Source organism: Rhodobacter sp. SGA-6-6 (assembly GCF_011043545.1).
Classification (GTDB): Bacteria; Pseudomonadota; Alphaproteobacteria; order Rhodobacterales; family Rhodobacteraceae; genus Pseudogemmobacter.
Window position 1 is genome coordinate 388,167 of the sequence record NZ_JAAKGP010000003.1, and the last position, 17,070, is coordinate 405,236.

The window sequence follows — 17,070 nt, forward strand, 5'->3', positions numbered from 1 at the left end:
TTCCTCCCCCTTGTCCCGGGCGGCGCTAGCGGCTCATGTCGTTGACGAAGGTGACATGGCCGTAGGCGGGGTTGTCGGCATAGCCCTTGATGTCGGACCGGATGATGTGGACGTTCGGCCGGTCCAGCATGAAGACCGCCACCGCCTCGTCGATAAGGATCCGCTGCGCCTCGATGAACATCTGCTCGGCGCGGGGGCGGTCCACCCCCGAAAGCCGCGCCGCCTCGTCGATCATCGCATCGAATTCGGGGTTGGCATAGTAGGCCAGGTTGAACAGCGGCTGGTCCTCGCTGTGGAAGCAGTTGAAGAGATAGTCGTAGGGGGTGACGTAGGTGGGCCACCAGAAGAAGACGAAGATGTCCTGCGCCGTCGCCGGGTCGGACTTCGCCAACTGCCACTGCGCCTCCCAGGCCATCGGCTGCAGGGTCAGGGTGACGCCGATCGCCTCCAGGTTGGCCTTCCACAGCTCGCCGGCGATGGCCGACAGTGATTGCGAGGTGGAATAGGTCATCACCAGCTCCAGCCCCTCGACGCCTTCCTCGGCCAGCAGGGCGGCGGCGGCTTCCAGGTCGGTCTGCGGGATCGGCGCCTCGGCGTCGTGGCCCCAGATGCCCGCGGGCACCACGCCCTTGGCGCGGGTGCCCAGGTTGGCGGTGCCGGCCATGATCACGTCGTCATAGGGGAAGGCCATCGACAGCGCCTGCCGCACCTTGGGCCGGTCCAGCGGCGCGCGGCGGGTGTTGTAAAGGCCGAACAGCGTCTCGAACGAGGGGTTCACCACCACCCGCAGGTCGGGGTTGGCCTGCAGCTGCTCCAGGTTCTCGAACGGCACCGAATAGGTCCAGTCGGCCTGGCCGCCTTCGATCATGTTCTGGATCAGCGTGGTGTCCTCGACGATCTCGAACAGCACGGTCTGGAAGGCGCCCTCGGGCACCGGGCCCCAGTAGTCGGCCACCCGCTCCAGCACGGCGCGCTGGCCGGGTTCGTAGCGCGAGATGCGGAAGGGGCCGGTGCCGGCGTCGTTGCCGGCGTTGAACCAGGCGTTGTCCTGCTCCAGCGAGGCCGGTGCCTGGATCCAGGCGGCGAAGCCGGCCGAGGCGATCAGGTCCAGGGGCTGCGGCTCGGACAGGACGAAGACCACCTTCAACGGTTCGGGCGTCTCGATCGAGGCGACCGGCGCCCAGATGAACGAGGCGCCGCCGCCGATCTTCTTCGTCCGCTCGATCGAGCCCTTGACCGCCTCCGAGGTCAGCGGGCTGCCGTCGTGGAACTTCACCCCGTCGCGCAGGGCGAAGGTCCAGGTCAGCCCGTCCTCCGACACGTCCCAGCTTTCGGCCAGCAGCGGCTCGATCCGGGCCTCCTCGGTCTCGGTGCCGGGGATGTAGCGGGTCAGCCCCTCGTAGACATTGGCCAGCACCGCGCCGTCGTTCGAGAACGAGGTGGCGGGGTCGAGATCGGGGAAGCTGGTCGGATAGGCCAGGGTGAAGATGCCGCTGCCCTGCGCCAGGGCGAGGTTCCAGCGCGAGGCGGCGGCGGTAGCCAGCGCGGTCAGCGCTGAGGTCTTCAGAAAGTCGCGGCGTTTCATGGCAATCTCCCTGCGGTGTGGCGTGAATCGGTGGCGTCAGCCTGCTTCTTGGTAGTGCGGCACCGCCGGCGCATCGGCCGAGATGCCGGTGGGAACGAAGTCAAAATCGTAACCGAAGGCGCGGGGCCCGACCGAGGCCAGCGCGATCTCGCTGCGCAGCAGCACCGGCGCGGGGACCGACAGGATGTCGATGCGCAGGCCGTAGCGCAGTTCCTCGGTGCCGATGGCGCGGCCGGTCTCGGAATCGACGATGCAGATCAGGTCGGGCACCATGGTCAGCGGGGTCTCGTCCTCGCGCGCGATCAGGTATTCGTTCTGGATGTCCACCGTCAGCACCCTTCCCTGGTCGGCGTCCAGCCCGGCCACGGTCAGCCGGCCGCGGGTGAAGCCGGCCATGACCCGGCGGCCGATGTCGGTGACCTTGCCGCGCAGCAGCCGGATGCCGCCCGAGGTGTTCAGGATCGCCTCGACCGGATCGGCCTTGGCCGCCCGCGCCTCCAGCACCGCATTGCCCAGGGTCCAGGCCTGGCTGGTGGTGTGGGGGATGCCGAAGCGGCGGACGAAATCGCCGGTCATCGGCGCGGTGGTCATCAGCGCGGTGCAGCCCATGGCGATGGTGCCGGCGCGCAGCAGCTTTTCCAGCATCTTCGGCGAGGTCGCCTCGGTCACGATCAGCACGTTGCCGTCGGCATCGGCCAGTGCGGCGGGCTTCACCTCCTGACCATGGATGAAGAACGAGGTCATCTGCACCTCGGGGAAGGCGCGGCCCATGCCGTCGGCATCGACCACCGGCAGGTCGGCCATCGCCGCGGTCAGCATCGGCGCGATGCCGTTACCGCCGCCGACTTCGTCGCCCAGCAGGGCATCGACCTTGCGCCCCAGGTGCTGCTCCACCGCCTTCAGCAGCCGCACACCCTCGCCGCCCTCGGCGATCTTCTCGATGCCCACGGTGGGGGCGCCGATGCCGCCGATGCCCAGGATGCGGGCGTCTGGGGCCATGTCGCCGGGGCGCACCATGCGGATGCGCCTGCCCTCGCGCAGCAGCGCCTTGGCCCGCAGCGAGCCGTGATAGGTGCTGCCGCCGCCGCCGGTGCCGAGGATGCCGCAGCCGATGGCGATGCGGTCGATGTCTTCCTCGGTCAGGGTCCAGTATTTCATGCCCGCAGCTCCCCGATGACTTTCGCCGCGATGCGGATCGCGTTGCCCGGCAGATAGGCCAGCGGCGTTTCCTCCACCTCGGCCAGGGTGATGCTGGCTTCGTCCGCCCCGGCCTCCACCGCCCGCGCCCGGGCCTCGGCCACCACGCCCTCCAGCGCCTTCTCGCGGCTGGTGCCTTCCAGCGAGACCACGCTGTCCACCTCGCCCGAGACCTGGGCGATGGCCGCGCCGATGGCATTGGCCGAGCCGAAATGGTCGGGCTTCAGCGAGGCGGAAGTGCCCTCCAGCAGCCCCTCGACCAGCACCGAGCCGCCGCCGACCAGGATGGCGGGGATGGGGTCGGCGCTCGGCTTCATGCGGTCCAGCACCGTCTCGATGCTGGCCTTCATCTGCGCCAGCGCGGCGCGGGCCAGCTCGGGCGAGACCTGCGCCAGCCGGCCGCGGTCGCCCAGGTCGACCAGCCCGGCGGCCACGGCGATGTCGGTCGCGGTCAGGGTGTCGCCGCCGAAGCACAGCGCCTTTTCCGGCAGGCGGAAGCCCACCGAGTCCGGCCCGATGGCCAGGCCGTCGCCCGGCCGCACGATGCTGCCGCCGCCGAGGCCGAAGGAATAGACATCCGGCACCCGGAAGTTGGTCAGCACGCCGCCGATGGTGGCGCCCTCGCTGCGGGTGCGGGGGAAGCCGCCGACCAGCATCCCGACATCGGTCGTCGTGCCGCCGATGTCGATCACCGCCGCATCGGTCAGCCCGGTCAGGAAGGCCGCCCCCCGCATCGAGTTGGTGGGACCCGAGGCCATGGTGAAGACCGGATAGCGCTCGGCGAAATCGGCGGTCATCAGGGTGCCGTCGTTCTGCGTCAGGTAAAGCGGGCAGCGCAGCCCGAGCGCGGCGAAGGCGGCGCGGAAGGCATCCACCGTCTCGCGGCCCAGCCGGTGCAGGCTGGCGTTCAGGATGGTGGCGTTCTCGCGCGGCAGAAGGCCGGTGCGGCCGACCCGGTGCGACAGGCTGATCGCGGCGTCCGGCATCTCCTCGGCCACGATGGCGGCGGCCTCGTTCTCCATCCGCGGATCGACCAGGGCGAAGACCGAGCAGATGGCGACGCTGCCGACGCCGCGGTCGCGCCAGCCGCGGCAGGCGGCGCGGATCGCCCCGGCGTCTAGCGGCGCGATCTCGGACCCGTCGTAGTTCACCCCGCCGCCGACCAGCGCCGCGCCGCCGTCGACGATGGCGCGCAGCCTTTCGGGCCAGTCGATCATCGGCGGCAGCGACCGGGTGGCCGCGCCGCAGAGCCGCAGCGTGCCGACCTTCTCCAGATGCCGCCCCTCGACCGCGGCGTTCAGGAAATGCGTGGTGCCGATCATCACCCCGTCCACCGCCGCGGCCTGCTCGCCCGCCGCCTCCAGCACCGCGCGGATCGCCGCGCCGACGCCCGAGGTGACATCCGCCGTGGTCGAGGACTTCACCGTCGCCAGCACCTCGGTCCCGCGCAGAAGCGCGGCATCGGTATTGGTCCCGCCCACATCAACGCCGATGCGCAGCATCCGCTATCCCTTCTTCTTGCCGCCGAGGTCCGTCCCGCGGCTGAGCGCGGTCGTCCTCGTGCCGAAAACCTTGTAGAGCCGCAGCACGACCGAGCTGCTGACGCGCAGGACGCCGGGCAGCCGCCCCAGTTCCTGGTTGACGAATTCCAGCACCGCCGCATGGTCCTCGACGAAAAGCGAGGCGCTGAGGGCGGAATTGCCGCTGATCGCGGCGAGGTAGCCGATCTCGTCATATTCGGCGAGGACGATCGCCACCTCGTCCAGCCGCCCCGGCTCCACCTCGATGATCAGTTCCACCTGCACGTCGCGGCCCAGCATCGAGGGGTCGGGTATGGCGCCGATCACGATCATCTTGGCCTGCAACAGCCCGGCGATGCGGTTGCGGATCGTGCGTTCCGAAACCGTGCCGATCCGCCCGGCGATCTCGGCCGCGGAAAGGCGCCCGTCCTCGGTCAGGTAGCCGATGATCTGCCGGTCGAGGTCGTCGATGATGTAGCGCTGCGACATAGGGCGTTCCGTTTCCGCATCCGATTGGTGATCGTTTTTCCGATTCGGAAATTAGTCAAGCACCAATTGTCGAAACGGCTGCACCGGACCGCAATTCTCTGCCTGCTTCGGAAAGGCCGGTCGCAGGCGCGCAACGCGGTCCGGCCCATTCGCGCGAAGGTGTCAGAGAGGCGGGAACGCCCTCACAGCATGGCTTTGAGCGTTGCCAGATGGTCGGCCTCGCCGGCCGGCTTGTCCCAGCGGATGCGCGAAATGCGCGGAAACCGCATCGCCAGGCCCGAGCGGTGGCGCGGCGAGGCGTTCAGCCCCTCGAAGGCCACCTCGACCACCAGGCTGGGGGCCAGCTGGCGCACGGGGCCGAAACGCTGGACGGTGTTTCGGCGGACGAACCTGTCCAGCTCGCGCAATTCCTCGTCGGTGAAGCCGAAATAGGCCTTGCCCACGGGGACCAGATCCTCGCCGTCCCAGAGGCCGAAGGTGAAATCGCTGTAGAAGCCCGAGCGTTTGCCGTGCCCCGACTGGGCGTAGAGCAGCACCGCGTCCACCACCATCGGGTCGCGCTTCCACTTGAACCAGGGACCGCGCGGGCGGCCGGCGATATAGGGCGCGTCCCGGCGCTTGATCATCACGCCTTCGATCACCGGCGCATGGGGGGCCGCGCGCAGGGCCGCCAGGTCGTCCCAGCTGGCGAAGGGCAGAAGCGGCGAAAGGTCGATCCGGGGGCTGTCGAACCGGGCCGCCTCCAGCCTCTCGCGCCGCTCCTGCAGGGGAAGGGCGCGCAGATCCTCGCCCTCCCATGTCAGGATGTCGTAAAGCCGCAGCGCCGCCGGATGGCTTTGCAGCATCGCGCGGCCGACCTGCTTGCGCCCCAGCCGTTTTTGCAGATCGGCGAAGGGCGCCACCGCGTCGTCGCGCCGGATCAGGAGTTCGCCATCCACCGCGCCCTGCCAGGTCATGTCTTCGATGATGTCGGGGAAGGCCGCGCCGATCTCCTCGCCGGTGCGGGAATAGAGCTTGCGCAAGCCCCCCTCGGCGACCGCCTGGACCCGGATCCCGTCCCATTTCCATTCCGCGAGATAGTCCCCGGGCGAAAGCGGGGCGAGGTCCTCGGGCGTGACCGGGGTCGACAGCATCACCGGGCGGAACGGCGCCTCGGCCGCATCCGGCCGCGGGCCGCCGGCGATCCAGGCGAACAGCGGCAGGAAGGGCGGCTCCAGCCCGTGCCAGATCTCGCCGATCTCGTCCGCGCTGCGCGGGGTGTCCATCGCCAGCGCCATCCGCGCCAACCGGGCCGAGACGCCGACGCGCAGATTGCCGGTGGCGAGTTTCAGCAGCGCCAGCCGCTCGGGCGGCGTCAGCCGGTCGAGAAGGTCCGCGATCACCCCGGGCAGCGCAATCTTGCCGGTCCCGCGCAGCAGCGTCACCGCCTGCGCCACCGAAACCCCGGCATCCGCTTCGGCCTCGTCCGGCCAGATCAGGGCGATGGTTTCGGCCAGGTCGCCGACGAAATCGTAGGACAGCCGGAAAAGCTGCTCGTCCACCCGTTCCGAGGCCAGCCGCTTCAACAGCGAGGGCGAGACCTGCCGCAGGTCCAGCGTTCCGGTCAGCACCGCCAGCGCATAGCCGCGGTCCGGGTCGGGCGTGTCGCGGAAGTAATGCGACAGGATGGTCAGCTTCGCATTGCGGCCCGGCGTGAAGGCCAGACGCTCCAGCAGGCGGGCGAAGGCTTTCATTCCGGCTCGTCCTCGTAGCCGACCAGGCGCAGCGGGCGCGACGGAATTCCCTCGATCTCGCACCAGCGCATCAGCCCGTCCTCGGTGCCGTGGGTGATCCATACCTCCTGTGGCCCGAGGTCGCGGATGGTCGCGGTCAGCTGCGGCCAGTCGACGTGATCGCTGATGACCAGCGGCAGTTCGACGCCGCGCTGGCGGGCGCGGGCGCGCACCGTCATCCAGCCCGAGGCATAGGACAGCACCGGATCGCGGAACCGCTGCACCCAGGGGCTGGCGAAGGCCGAGGGCGGCGCCAGCACCAGCTGCGCCTCGCCGGGATCGGTGGCCGGGACCAGCGGGCCGAGGTCGATTCCCTGTTCCGCGTGGTAGTCGCACAGGCGCTTCAGCGCGCCGTGGATGGCGATCGGCGCATCATGTCCGGCGGCGCGCGCCAGGGCGATCACCCGCTGCGCCTTGCCGAGCGGATAGACCCCCACCAGATGCGGGCGGTCGGGGAACTCCGCCATGCTGGCGACCAGGCGCCCGGCCTCGGTCCTCGGGTCGGGATGGCGGAAGACCGGCAGGCCGAAGGTCGCCTCGGTGATGAAGACGTCGCAGGCCACCGGCTCCCAGGGCAGGCAGACCGGGTTCGGGGTCCGGCAGTAGTCGCCCGAGACCAGGATGCGCGGGCCGCGATCCGGGGTGATCAGGATCTGCGCCGATCCCAGCACATGGCCTGCGGGGTGGAAGCTGACGGTCACGTCGCCGATCCGTGTCGGGCCATCGGCGATCTGGCGGCTGGCGGCGAAGGACTCGCCAAGGCGGATCGCCATGATGTCGAGCGTCTGGCGCGTGGCCATCACCGCGCCATGGCCGGGGCGGGCGTGGTCGGAATGGCCATGGGTGACCAGCGCGCGGGCAACCGGGCGGAGCGGGTCGATGTGGAAATCCCCCGGCGCGCAGTAGAGCCCGGCCTCGGTGGGATAGACGATCTCCTCCGCCCGCGGGGTCATGCGGGATGCCGCGCGCTGCCGGGGGCGATCTCGAAGGGTCTGCCGGCCATCTGTCCCGCCTTTCCGGGGTGGAGGAAGGCACGATACGGGGCGCGCCGTCATCGCGCGCGCCCCGCATTGGTGTCATGCCGCGATCAGAAGCGGTAGCTGAATCCGCCCCAGAGGCGGCCCTCGTCGCGGTGGCGGCCGCCGCGCACCCCGCCCGAGACCGCGGCGGCCCCGGCGACCAGCGCGGCGGCGGTCAGGATGAAGGCGGTCAGGATCGCGCTCTTGCGGGCGGTCTCGGCAGCGGCGATGGCGGCCTCTTCGGCCTCCTGCGCCAGACGCTCGGCCTCGGCCTGCGCCTCGGCGACCGCGGCTTCCGCCGTGGCGCGGGCCTCCTGCACGGCGGCCACGGCCTCGTCCACCCGGGCCTCGACCTCCGCCCCGGTCTGCCCGGTGCGGCGTGCGACGGCCGCGATCAGGAAGGCGCGGTCCTCCTCGGAGATTTCGCCGGTGCGCAGCACGTTGCCGAGAACGACGCCGCTTTGCCGTGCAAGTTCGGCGTCGTCCATCGACGGCGTTCCCGGAGAGGTGGTGCCGTCCGGCTGCTGGACGCCCTGGCTGATGCCATCGACGGCCGGCCGCATCATGGTGCTGTTCAGGTAGTCGAGCAGACCTTCCGAATCCTCCGGGACCGCAGCGCCCACGGCCTGGGCCACGCCCTGCGCCGCCCCGCCGACCGCGGCGCCGGCGCCTTGGACCAGGCCGCCGACCGCCGAGCCGGCGGCCGTGGCCGCGGTGCCGACCGCCGTGGCCGCGCCGCTGATCGCGCCGGCCGCCATCCAGGCGGTGACCAGCATCCCCAGGCCCCAGACGACCAGGCCGTTGATCCCGTCGCGCGCCGCTACCTCGTCGGCAGAGGCGTCATCGATCCGCCGCCGCATCCGGCCCGCGACATAGCCGCCGGCGAGATAGCTGACGACCAGCGAGATCACCAGCCAAAGCGCGGTGACGACCAGCCAGAGGTTGAGCGACCCCTCGCCCGGCTCGGCCGAGATCGTCGAAAGGCCGAGCGCGGCGCCGAAGGCGGTGAAAAGCCCCGCGATGGCGGCGGCGACCACCGCGCCCCCCAGAACCGCGGCCCAGTCGATATAGCCGCCCGGGACCTCGCGGCGTGGCGCGGCGGCGGCGGTCATGGCTTCCGTGCGTTCCATGTCGGCCCCTCCTCAGCGCAGACCGAGAAACGACAGGATGGCGAGAACCACGACCACAAGGCCGACCAGATAGATGATGCTGTGCATGAAGGTCCCTCCCAAGTGCCTGTTCAGGCAGTTCCGGATAATTGCCGATGCGGCGGGGTGTCGGGTGCCGCATCGGGAGGGGAACACCAAGACCTCTGTTTTGGTTCCATCTTTTCGGCGCGCGGCGGCGCGGCCGCGTCAGTTCAGCCGCCAGATCGCCGCATTGAGCAGGGTCGCGAAGGAAACCCAGGCGAGATAGGGCAGGAACATCGCCGCCGAAAGCGGCTCCCTGCGCCGGGCGCGGATGGTGAAGGCGACGATGGCTGCCAGAAGAAAGCCGATGACAACCAGCGCCAGCGCCACGTTCTGCATCCCGAAGAAAACCGGCGACCATGCGTAGTTCAGCAGCAGCTGCACGATCCACAGCACGCGCAGGCCCTGGTCCCGCGACCTTTCCCACACCCGCCAGCCCACGATGCCGATGATCACATAGAGGAGGGTCCAGACCGGGCCGAAGACCCAGTTCGGCGGGTTGAACGACGGCTTGGCGAGGGCCTCATACCAAGGCCCGGGAAGGTTCGTCCAGCCGATGATCCAGCCGCAAAGAACGACCGGAACGACGAACAGAACCAGCTTCAAAGGCATCCTCCGGTCCTTTCCCTTCCAACGCCCGCCCACGCGCGGGGCGCCGCATTGCCAGCCTCTCGCCGTTCGAGGTCCGGGATAACGCGCGACGCGACGCATCGTTCCGGGGGCGTAAGGCACCGGGAACACGTCGGGCTCCGGGAACGAGCGGCCGGGCAGAAAGGAAATGCGGCCGAACGATCCGGCCTGGAGCTTCGCCAGGCTGAGTGCCGCCACCTAAGCAAATGGCGCCCCGGAGGGCGCCATTTGTGCTCTTGCAAAACGCTGTCCGAACTGGAGCGGGCGATGAGATTCGAACTCACGACCCTAACCTTGGCAAGGTTATGCTCTACCCCTGAGCTACGCCCGCACCGTCTGGACAGGCGGTGATCTAGTCAGGCGCGGGGCGGGACGCAAGGGGGAAAAACGCGGGCGGCGGATTTTTCCGCCGCTTTCCCCGAGGCGCCGGAAATCGCGCGATTTCCGGGCGCGGAGTCCGCGTGGCGGTCGCCGGTCAGCGCCAGTCGGCCGGCAGGGGATCGGCCTCGAACACCTGCTCGAAGGGCGTGTCGCCGAAGGCGCCCTGCCGGTGCATCACCCGCGACGTATAGCTGCCCCAGGCGGTGCCGGCGGGGGTGAAGAGATGCCAGTCGCTGATCATCTCCTCGCCGAATTCCACCCGGTCGCCCTCGCGCAGGGGGCCCAGGTCCACCGGCGCATTGGCCAGGAGGCTGACGAAGCCGCCGTCCGGCTGGCGGGCGAAGGGGGCGACCCAGATGTGCTCGACCGACAGGTCGCTGGCCCCCTGCGCCGGGAAGCCGACCTTCACCATCGCGCCCTCGGCCGAAGACCCCCCGGCATCCAGCACATGGGCCAGGAACAGCGGCAGCGTGGCCCGGGCCTCGGCGATGGCGGCTTCCATCGCCGCATCGTCCTGCCCGAACTCCATCACCTCGTCCTGCGCCAGGGCAGGGGCGGCCAGTGCCAGCCCCGCCGCCAGCGCGGCGCGCAGCAGCGCCCGCCTCATTCCAGCTCCACCAGCAGGTCCTTGGCCTCGATCTGCGCGCCGGGGTGGACGTGCAGCGCCTTCACCGTGGCGGCACGGTCGGCGTGGAGGCCGGTCTCCATCTTCATCGCCTCGATGGTCAGCAGCAGGTCGCCCGGCCGCACCGCCTGTCCCACCGCCACCGCGACCGAGGCCACCGCGCCCGGCATCGGCGCGCCGATGTGCAGCGGATTGCCCTCGGCCGCCTTGGGCCGGGCCGCAGTCTTGGCCTTCACCGCGCGGTTCGGCACCCGGATCACCCGGGGCTGGCCGTTCAGCTCGAAGAAGACCTTGGCCTCGCCGTCCTCGGAGGTTTCCCCCACCGCCTGCAGGCGGATTTCCAGCGTCTTGCCGGGGTCGATCTCGGCGGTGATCTCGTCGCCCGGCTGCATCCCGTAGAAGAAGGTCCGGGTCGGCAGGGTGCGGACAGGGCCATACATCCGGTGCCGGCCCATGTAGTCGAGGAAGACCTTGGGATACATCAGGTAGCCGTTCAGGTCCTCGTCATCGACCTTCAGCCCCTTCAACTCGGCCGAGACCTGCTTGCGCACCGCTTCCAGATCGACGGCGGGCATCGACTTGCCGGGCCGCTCGGTCAGGGGCTTCTCGCCCTTCAGCACCTTCTTCAGGATGCCCTGCGGCCAGCCGCCGTGGGGCTGGCCGAGGTTCCCTTTCAGCATGTCCACCACCGAGTCGGGGAAGGCCACGTCGACCTTGGGGTCCTCGACCTGCGCCCGGGTCAGCCCCTGCGCCACCATCATCAGCGCCATGTCGCCCACCACCTTGGACGAGGGCGTGACCTTGACGATGTCGCCGAACATGGCGTTGGCGTCGGCATAGGCCTGCGCCACCTCGTGCCAGCGCTCCTCCAGCCCCAGGCTGCGCGCCTGCGCCTTCAGGTTGGTGAACTGGCCCCCCGGCATCTCGTGCAGGTAGACCTCGGACGCGGGCGCGGGCAGGCCGGATTCGAAGGCGGCGTATTGGGCGCGGACGCCTTCCCAATAGTTGGAGATGCGGCGGATCGCCTCGATGTCCAGCCCGGTGTCGCGGTCGGTGTGGCGCAGGGCCTCGACGATGGAGCCGAGGCAGGGCTGCGAGGTGCCGCCGGAGAAGGCGTCCATCGCCGCATCCACCGCATCCACGCCCGCATCGCAGGCCGCCAGCACCGTGGCCGCCGCCGCGCCGGAGGTGTCGTGGGTGTGGAAGTGGATCGGCAACCCGACCTCCTGCTTCAGCGCCTTGACCAGCACCCGGGCGGCGGCGGGCTTCAACAGGCCCGCCATGTCCTTCAGCCCCAGCACATGGGCGCCGGCGGCCTTCAGCTCCTGCGCGCGGTCGACGTAGTATTTCAGGTCATACTTCGCCCGCTCCGGGTTCAGCATGTCGCCGGTGTAGCAGATCGTTCCTTCGCACAGCTTGCCGGCCTCGATCACCGCATCCATGGCGACGCGCATGTTCTCGACCCAGTTGAGGGAATCGAACACGCGGAACACATCCACGCCGGTTTTCGCCGCCTGAACTACGAAGGATCGAACAACGTTGTCCGGATAGTTGGTATAGCCGACGCCGTTCGAGGCCCTGAGCAGCATCTGCGTCATCAGGTTGGGCATGGCGGCGCGCAGGTCGCGCAGGCGCTGCCAGGGGCATTCCTGCAGGAAGCGGTAGGCCACGTCGAAGGTGGCGCCGCCCCAGCATTCCACGCTGAACAACTGCGGCAGGTTGGCGGCATAGGCGGGCGCGACCTTGATCATGTCGATCGACCGCATCCTTGTGGCCAGCAGCGACTGGTGCCCGTCGCGCATCGTGGTGTCGGTGATCAGCACCTTCTGCTGCGCCCGCATCCAGTCCGCCACCGCCTGCGGGCCCTTCTGCTCCAGCAGGTTCCGCGTGCCCATGGCGGGTTCGCCCTTCGGCGCCGGCGGTTTCGGCGCCCGCACCTCGGCCGGGGGCTTCACCCTTCCGGCGGTCTCGGGGTGGCCGTTCACGGTGATGTCGGCGATGTAGATCAACAGCTTGGTCGCCCGGTCGCGCCGCTTCTTGAACTGGAACAGCGCCGGCGTGGTGTCGATGAACTTGGTGGTATAGCTGTAGTCCAGGAAGGTCGGGTGCTTCAGCAGGTTGATGACGAATTCGATGTTCGTCGCCACGCCTCGGATGCGGAACTCGCGCAGGGCCCGGTCCATCCGGGCGATGGCCTTCTCCGGCGTCTGGGCGTGGGCGGTGACCTTCACCAGCAGAGAATCGTAATAGCGGGTGATCACGCCGCCGGCATAGGCGGTGCCGCCGTCCAGCCGGATGCCGTTCCCGGTGGCGGAGCGGTAGGCGGTCAGCCGGCCGTAGTCGGGGATGAAGTTGTTCAGCGGGTCCTCGGTCGTCACCCGGCATTGCAGGGCGTGGCCGTTCAGCTTCACCTCGGATTGCGAGGCGACGCCGGTGGCCTCGGGCAGGGTCTTGCCCTCCTCGATCAGGATCTGGGCCTGGACGATGTCGATTCCGGTCACCTCCTCGGTGACGGTATGTTCGACCTGCACCCGGGGGTTCACCTCGATGAAGTAGAATTTCCCCTCGTCCATATCCATCAGGAATTCGACGGTGCCGGCGCATTCGTAATTGACGTGGGCGCAGATGCGCCGGGCCATCTCGCAGACCTCTTCCCGCTGCGCCTGCGTCAGGTAGGGGGCGGGGGCGCGTTCGACCACCTTCTGGTTGCGGCGCTGCACGGTGCAGTCGCGCTCCCACAGGTGCCAGACATTGCCCTGCTTGTCGCCGAGGATCTGCACCTCCACATGCCGGGCGCGCTGGATCATCTTTTCCAGATAGCCCTCGCCGTTGCCGAAGGCGGCCTCGGCCTCGCGCCGGCCCTCGCGGACCTTGGTCTCCAGCTCGTCCTCGGAGAGGATCGGCCGCATCCCGCGGCCGCCGCCGCCCCAGCTGGCCTTCAGCATCAAGGGATAGCCGATCTCTGCGGCCTCGCGCTTGATCGCGGCCATGTCCTCGCCCAGGACCTCGGTCGCCGGGATCACCGGGACGCCGGCCGCGACGGCGACCTTGCGCGCCGAAGCCTTGTCGCCGAGCGCCCGCATCGTTTCCGCCTGCGGGCCGATGAAGGTGATGCCGGCGGCGTCGCAGGCCTCGACGAAATCGGGGTTCTCGGACAAGAGGCCATAGCCCGGGTGGATCGCATCCGCCCCGGCCATCCGCGCCACCCGGATGATCTCGGGGATCGACAGATAGGCCCCCACCGGCGACAGACCCTCGCCGATCAGATAGGCCTCGTCCGCCTTGAAGCGGTGGAGCGAGAGCTTGTCCTCCTCGGCATAGACGGCGACCGTCTTCTTGCCCATCTCGTTGGCGGCCCGCATCACCCGGATGGCGATCTCGCCCCGGTTTGCGACTAGGATCTTGCGGAAGTCGGACATCGGCAGCGGCCCCCCGAGTGGCGTTTCTGGCGGGTCACTCTAGGGGTGCTGCGGTGCAGCGCAAGTGTGTCCAGCGACAAATTCCGCGGGTTTTGCGCCATGGCCGAACGGCGCTCCCCGCCGAAGCCGGGGCCGGGGGTTTCACACCCCCGGACCTCCGTGGGATATTTAAGTCCAGAAAGAGGGCAGGGGTTCTCCTCTTTCTGGAGGAAAATATCCTCTGGGGGTCCGGGGGGCGAAGCGCCCCCGGCGGCCGGCAACACGGGGCTCACTCTCCCCGCGGCACCATGCGGTTCACCAGCGGCACTTCCTTCAGCACGAAGGTCAGCGCGAAGCCGATGCCGACGAGGACGAGGCTGATCCAGAACACCGGATGCAGGCTGTCCGAGACCGCCCGGCCCACCAGCGCCCGGTCGGCCTCGCCGAGCGTCGCCATCATCTGCGGGCCGAGTTCGGCCACATGCACCGCGCCCGATCCCGCCGCGCCGAGCGCGGCCGCCATCCCGGCGGCGAAGATCGCGCCATAGGCGGCCACCGCGACCGAGCCGCCGACCTGCCGGAACATCAGCCCGGCCGCGGTGGCGGTGCCGATCTGCTGGCGCGGCACGGTGTTCTGCACCGCGGTGGTGACCACCGGGAAGATCGTGCCCATCCCCGCGCCGACGGCCAGCAGCGCCGCCCAGAGCAGCATGTCCGGCATCTCCGGCCCGATCTGCGTCAGCACCGCCATGCCCAGGGCGGCGATGGCCAGCCCCACCTGCGGCAGCAGCCGGTAACGCCCGGTCCGTCCCATGTAGCGCCCGGCGACGTTGGAGCTGATCAGGATGCCCAAGGTCAGCGGGATCATCTCCCAGCCCGACTGGGTGGGGCTGGCGCCGCGGGCCATCTGCAGCCAGACCGGGATGAAGGTGACGGTGCCGAACATCATCGCGCCCGCTACGAAGCCGATGGCCGAGGTGACGTTGAAGACATTGCCGCGGAACAGGCTCAGCGGCAGCACCGGCTCGGCCGCCCGCGATTCGACCCAGAGGAAGCCGATCAGCGACAGCACCACCAGCGCGATCAGCCCGATGGCCTGCGGACTGTCCCAGGCGAAGCTGCGCCCGCCCAGCGAGGTGACGAGGATCAGCGACCCGAGCGCCAGCGTCAGCAGCGCCGCGCCTGCGTAGTCGACCCTGTGCTCCACCCGCTCGGAGGGCGCATGGAAGCCCCAGATGAAGCCGGCAAGGGCGGCAAGCCCGAAGGGCAGGTTGACGTAGAAGATCCAGTGCCAGCTGGCGACCTCGACGAACCAGCCGCCGATCAGCGGGCCGAGGACCGAGGAGACGCCGAAGACCCCGGCGAAGACGCCCTGCACCTTGCCGCGGTCGCGCGGCGGCAGCACGTCGGCGATGATCGACAGCGCCAGCACGAACAGCCCGCCGCCGCCCAGGCCCTGCAGCGCGCGGGAGGCGATCAGGAAGGCCATCGACTGCGCCATGCCGCAGAGGATGGAGCCGAGAAGGAAGATGGTGACCGAGACGATCACCATCCTGCGGCGGCCGTAAAGATCGCCCAGCTTGCCGTAGAGCGGCGCGACCACGGTGGAGGCCAGGATATAGGCGGTCACCACCCAGCTGAGGTGCTCCAGCCCGCCGAGGTCGGCGACGATGGTCGGCAGCGCGGTGGAGACGATGGTCTGGTCCAACGCGGCCAGAAGCAGCAGCACCGCGACCGAGCCGATCACGACGCGGACGGAGGAGGCGCCGGCCGGGGGCTGGCCCGCGGGGGCAGAGGGAGAAGGGGACATGGGAAGGAACCGTCGCAAATGCGGAATCAGGGGTGCGGCATTAGATGCCTTGCGGGAAGATATGTGTCAATGGCATATAAATGCCCATGGCATCCTGTTGACATAGGCAAAGTCTTGCCCCATCCCGACCGCATGGACCCGACCGACACTCCTCCTCCGCCCGGCAAGGGCTCCCCCTCCTATCGCGCGCAGGTGGGCGGGCAGCTGGCCGCGGCGGGCTTCGCGCCCGCGGCCATTGCGGCGATGCTGGATTTCGACGCCGAGCATTTCCTCTTCGTCCGCCGGGTGATGAAGGGCGACATGCCGCAGACGCTGATGGCCGAGCTCGGCACCGGGCTGGAGGCGTCGCAGTTCCACGCGCTTTCGGCGATCCTGCGCATCCGCGGCGGCTATGGCCGGCCCGCGCCGCAGGAGCCGACGGTGGGGCTGCTGGCCGAGGAATTGTGTCTCGACCCCTCGCGCGCCAGCCGGATCGCGGCGGACCTGGTGGAGCGCGGGCTGGTGGCGCGGGCGGTCAGCCAGGAGGACGGCCGCCGGTCGATCCTGAATCCGACCGAGCGGGGGATGGCGCTGATGCAGGCCTTCCTGGCGGCGAAATGGCAGCGCAACGCCCGCATCTTCGCCGACTGGAGCGTGGAGGACATCGAAACCTTCGCCCGCCTCTTCGCCCGCTATTCCGAAGGGATGCGGCGGGAATATCCCGGGGCAGGGGGGACGGGGGCGTAGGGTGAGCCTGCTGTCCCGGTGTCTTCGCCAGGGCGCAGCCGGGCCCCTTTCGGCGACGATTCCAAGCCGCCGAGGAGTTGAAGTCCGGGCGGTGAACGGGACGCGCTGCTGGCTGGCGGGGATTGGCCCGGCAGCTTCGTGGTCTTCGAAACGAAGAGCCGCGCGGCGGATCGCCTACCCTACCACCCGTAGACCACTTCCTGCATCGCCAGCTGGATCAGGTCGTCCGGGCTGACCGCCGGGGTCCAGTCGACGCCGGAGGCGACGATGCAGGAGATACCGTCCTCGCCGTGATGCAGCGCGGTCCAGGTGCCCATCAGGTCCGAGGTCCAGAGTTCGATCTTCAGCCCGTCGCGGCTGACCTTCTCGGCCTGCAGCGTTTCGGCGAAGTCGTGAGTCAGGCCGTCGGCCACCACCTCGTGCCGGTCGCAATAGGTCTGCGCCGGCGAGATCTGCTCATGGCCGAGCGCGTCGTAGACCGACAGCGGCTGTCCCCGCGCCGAGGGCATGGCGGCATGGACCTCGATCTCTTCCAGCGGCACCTGGTCCTCTTCCGCCGCGCGGTCGGGCAGGGCGAGGGTGGAAACCGCCAGGGCCCCTGCGGTCAGGGTCGAGGCGATGGCAAGCGCGGTGCTGTGCAGGATCATGTCGCTCCCTCCGGTCGTTGTCCGGGATACCGCAAGACAACGCGAGGGAACCGGACGGGTTCCCGAAAAAGCGGAAGGATA

13 protein-coding genes and 1 tRNA gene are annotated in these 17,070 nt (G+C 69.5%); 1 reads left to right on the forward strand and 13 read right to left on the reverse strand.

Going from position 1 to position 17,070, the window contains the following annotated elements:
- Positions 1 to 25: 25 nt before the first annotated feature.
- From G5B31_RS08350 to G5B31_RS08405, 12 genes are all read right to left on the reverse strand, one after another.
- Positions 26 to 1,585: an ABC transporter substrate-binding protein gene (locus G5B31_RS08350; protein ID WP_165015950.1), complete on the reverse strand. Its 1,560-nt coding sequence runs from the start codon at positions 1,583 to 1,585 to the stop codon at positions 26 to 28.
- A gap of 36 nt (positions 1,586 to 1,621) precedes the next feature.
- Positions 1,622 to 2,743, reverse strand: a complete 1,122-nt coding sequence (locus G5B31_RS08355; protein WP_165015953.1) for a DUF917 domain-containing protein — start codon at positions 2,741 to 2,743, stop codon at positions 1,622 to 1,624.
- Complete coding sequence (locus G5B31_RS08360) at positions 2,740 to 4,284, reverse strand: hydantoinase/oxoprolinase N-terminal domain-containing protein (RefSeq protein ID WP_205911842.1); 1,545 nt, start codon at positions 4,282 to 4,284, stop codon at positions 2,740 to 2,742. The genes G5B31_RS08355 and G5B31_RS08360 overlap by 4 nt, the downstream gene beginning before the upstream one ends.
- Positions 4,285 to 4,287: 3 nt before the next feature.
- Positions 4,288 to 4,791 (reverse strand): Lrp/AsnC family transcriptional regulator, encoded by a 504-nt coding sequence (locus G5B31_RS08365; protein WP_165015956.1) that lies wholly within the window; start codon positions 4,789 to 4,791, stop codon positions 4,288 to 4,290.
- Between the two features lie 182 nt (positions 4,792 to 4,973).
- Positions 4,974 to 6,524: a cisplatin damage response ATP-dependent DNA ligase gene (locus G5B31_RS08370; protein ID WP_165015959.1), complete on the reverse strand. Its 1,551-nt coding sequence runs from the start codon at positions 6,522 to 6,524 to the stop codon at positions 4,974 to 4,976.
- On the reverse strand, positions 6,521 to 7,516 hold the full coding sequence (locus G5B31_RS08375) for a ligase-associated DNA damage response exonuclease (protein ID WP_165015962.1): 996 nt from the start codon (positions 7,514 to 7,516) through the stop codon (positions 6,521 to 6,523). The genes G5B31_RS08370 and G5B31_RS08375 overlap by 4 nt, the downstream gene beginning before the upstream one ends.
- Positions 7,517 to 7,650: 134 nt before the next feature.
- Positions 7,651 to 8,712: a hypothetical protein gene (locus G5B31_RS08380; protein WP_240904332.1), complete on the reverse strand. Its 1,062-nt coding sequence runs from the start codon at positions 8,710 to 8,712 to the stop codon at positions 7,651 to 7,653.
- Between the two features lie 225 nt (positions 8,713 to 8,937).
- A complete protein-coding gene (locus tag G5B31_RS08385; protein ID WP_165015965.1) occupies positions 8,938 to 9,384 on the reverse strand; it encodes a TspO/MBR family protein in 447 nt (148 codons plus the stop codon).
- A gap of 274 nt (positions 9,385 to 9,658) precedes the next feature.
- Positions 9,659 to 9,733 (reverse strand) — tRNA-Gly (locus G5B31_RS08390).
- Between the two features lie 144 nt (positions 9,734 to 9,877).
- Complete coding sequence (locus G5B31_RS08395; protein ID WP_165015968.1) at positions 9,878 to 10,390, reverse strand: DUF2314 domain-containing protein; 513 nt, start codon at positions 10,388 to 10,390, stop codon at positions 9,878 to 9,880.
- Positions 10,387 to 13,827, reverse strand: a complete 3,441-nt coding sequence (locus G5B31_RS08400; RefSeq protein ID WP_165015971.1) for a pyruvate carboxylase — start codon at positions 13,825 to 13,827, stop codon at positions 10,387 to 10,389. Before G5B31_RS08400 ends, G5B31_RS08395 begins: the two co-directional genes overlap by 4 nt.
- A 268-nt stretch (positions 13,828 to 14,095) precedes the next feature.
- On the reverse strand, positions 14,096 to 15,616 hold the full coding sequence (locus G5B31_RS08405; RefSeq protein ID WP_165015974.1) for an MDR family MFS transporter: 1,521 nt from the start codon (positions 15,614 to 15,616) through the stop codon (positions 14,096 to 14,098).
- Positions 15,617 to 15,730: 114 nt separating this feature from the next.
- On the opposite strand from G5B31_RS08405, the gene G5B31_RS08410 reads away from it, so the two are divergent.
- Positions 15,731 to 16,342, forward strand: a complete 612-nt coding sequence (locus tag G5B31_RS08410) for a MarR family winged helix-turn-helix transcriptional regulator (RefSeq protein WP_240904333.1) — start codon at positions 15,731 to 15,733, stop codon at positions 16,340 to 16,342.
- A gap of 179 nt (positions 16,343 to 16,521) precedes the next feature.
- On the opposite strand, the gene G5B31_RS08415 is transcribed toward G5B31_RS08410, so the two are convergent.
- Positions 16,522 to 16,989, reverse strand: coding sequence for a hypothetical protein (locus tag G5B31_RS08415; RefSeq protein ID WP_165015977.1), 468 nt, complete (start codon positions 16,987 to 16,989; stop codon positions 16,522 to 16,524).
- Between the last annotated feature and the right edge of the window lie 81 nt (positions 16,990 to 17,070).

Excerpts from the sequence above, each read along its gene's own strand:
- G5B31_RS08350 (WP_165015950.1), bottom strand. The coding sequence starts at position 1,585 with ATGAAACGCCGCGACTTTCTGAAGACCTCAGCGCTGACCGCGCTGGCT.
- G5B31_RS08355 (WP_165015953.1), bottom strand. The coding sequence starts at position 2,743 with ATGAAATACTGGACCCTGACCGAGGAAGACATCGACCGCATCGCCATC.
- G5B31_RS08360 (WP_205911842.1), bottom strand. The coding sequence starts at position 4,284 with ATGCTGCGCATCGGCGTTGATGTGGGCGGGACCAATACCGATGCCGCG.
- G5B31_RS08365 (WP_165015956.1), bottom strand. The coding sequence starts at position 4,791 with ATGTCGCAGCGCTACATCATCGACGACCTCGACCGGCAGATCATCGGC.
- G5B31_RS08370 (WP_165015959.1), bottom strand. The coding sequence starts at position 6,524 with ATGAAAGCCTTCGCCCGCCTGCTGGAGCGTCTGGCCTTCACGCCGGGC.
- G5B31_RS08375 (WP_165015962.1), bottom strand. The coding sequence starts at position 7,516 with ATGACCCCGCGGGCGGAGGAGATCGTCTATCCCACCGAGGCCGGGCTC.
- G5B31_RS08380 (WP_240904332.1), bottom strand. The coding sequence starts at position 8,712 with ATGGAACGCACGGAAGCCATGACCGCCGCCGCCGCGCCACGCCGCGAG.
- G5B31_RS08385 (WP_165015965.1), bottom strand. The coding sequence starts at position 9,384 with ATGCCTTTGAAGCTGGTTCTGTTCGTCGTTCCGGTCGTTCTTTGCGGC.
- G5B31_RS08395 (WP_165015968.1), bottom strand. The coding sequence starts at position 10,390 with ATGAGGCGGGCGCTGCTGCGCGCCGCGCTGGCGGCGGGGCTGGCACTG.
- G5B31_RS08400 (WP_165015971.1), bottom strand. The coding sequence starts at position 13,827 with ATGTCCGACTTCCGCAAGATCCTAGTCGCAAACCGGGGCGAGATCGCC.
- G5B31_RS08405 (WP_165015974.1), bottom strand. The coding sequence starts at position 15,616 with ATGTCCCCTTCTCCCTCTGCCCCCGCGGGCCAGCCCCCGGCCGGCGCC.
- G5B31_RS08415 (WP_165015977.1), bottom strand. The coding sequence starts at position 16,989 with ATGATCCTGCACAGCACCGCGCTTGCCATCGCCTCGACCCTGACCGCA.